Genomic DNA, 1,263 nt, shown 5'->3' with positions numbered 1-1,263 from the left:
GGCCAGCGAATGGGCTTCCTCGGTCTTGCCGCTCTTCTCGAGTTGGGTCAGCTTGTGGTGCAGTTCGAACTGCGGCGTCTCCTTCAGTTTCTTTGCGATGACCCACACGATGATCGCGGCCGGAACGGTCGCCATCAGGTACAGGGCGCGCCAGCCGAGGGACGGGAGGAAGACGAGGGCGAGGGCGCTCGCAAGCAGGAAGCCCAGCGGCCAGCCACCCTGGATGAAGGAGTAGTGGAAGCCGGGGCGCTTGCGCTTATCCGCGACTTCGGTGACCTGGTAGACCTCGTTCATGTAGGTGGCGTTGACGGCCTGCTCCGAGAACCCGAGCCCGCCGAAGGAACGGACCAGCACCAGCAGACCGTTGCTGAGGAACGGGATCCCGGTCGGAATCAGGGCCGTCAGGCCCGAGACAATGGCGGTCCCGCCGATAGTGGTCATCATGCCCTTGCGGCGGCCGAGCCGGTCAATGACCGGGCCGATTCCGAAGCAGACGATCGCGGTGCCGACGGCGATCCAGGTGTTGATTGCGTACGCTTCGGTCGCGGTCCAGCCGAACTCCTGCTGCATGGCCGGCAGGAGGGTGCCGAAAAGTCCGAAGTCGAACACGGCGACCGTCCAGGCACAGAGCGCCAGGACGGTGGCGACGGTTGTGTGGTGCTTGGAGAATACCGGGAAGCGGCGTTTTTCGTCCGGTCCGGGTTGCGTCAGATCGACGGCGGGCTGCTGGATGGTCATTACTGGTTTTCCTTTCGGGGGCTGCGGGCGAGGAAGGAGTCCGCGATCTGGTCGAACTTCAGCCAGCTGACGCCTTCGTGGGAATTGATGTGTTCGATGAGGCGCTCGAGCATGAGCAGCACTTGGGGGCGGCCCGAGACATCCGGATGGATGGTCATGGTGAATACAGCCTGATCCATTTCCCGGTACACCCAGTCGAACTGGTCGCGCCACATTTGTTCGACGTCCCGGGGACTGACGAATCCGTGGGAGTTCGGGGCCGCCTTGATGAACATCATGGGAGGCAGGTCGTCCAGGTACCAGTTGGCCGGGATCTCGACGAGGTCGGTTTCGGTGCCCCTGACCAGCGGCTCCATCCAGGTTTCCGCGGCCTTGGTGTAGTCGATCTTCTTCCAGCTGTCGCCGACCCGGACGTAGTAGGGCTCGAAGTCCTTGTGCATCAGGGAGTGGTCGTATTTGATCCCGCGTTCGAGCAGGATCTCGTTGGTGACCGGGGAAAATTCCCACCAGGGAGCAACGTAGCCC

Annotated in this window: 2 protein-coding genes; both read right to left on the bottom strand. The window is 62.9% G+C overall.

Annotated elements, in window-relative coordinates; all coding sequences use genetic code 11:
- Window positions 1-738 (bottom strand): MFS transporter (locus AC1DHX_RS20720; protein WP_476900463.1); only part of this gene is annotated, 738 nt, incomplete at its 3' end.
- Window positions 738-1,263: polysaccharide deacetylase family protein (locus AC1DHX_RS20715; RefSeq protein WP_476900462.1), on the bottom strand; the 526-nt coding region annotated here is incomplete at its 5' end. The genes AC1DHX_RS20715 and AC1DHX_RS20720, both read right to left, overlap by 1 nt.

The organism is Arthrobacter sp. 05N33_2 (assembly GCF_056397425.1).
This window is presented reverse-complemented; position numbering and strand designations above follow the sequence as displayed.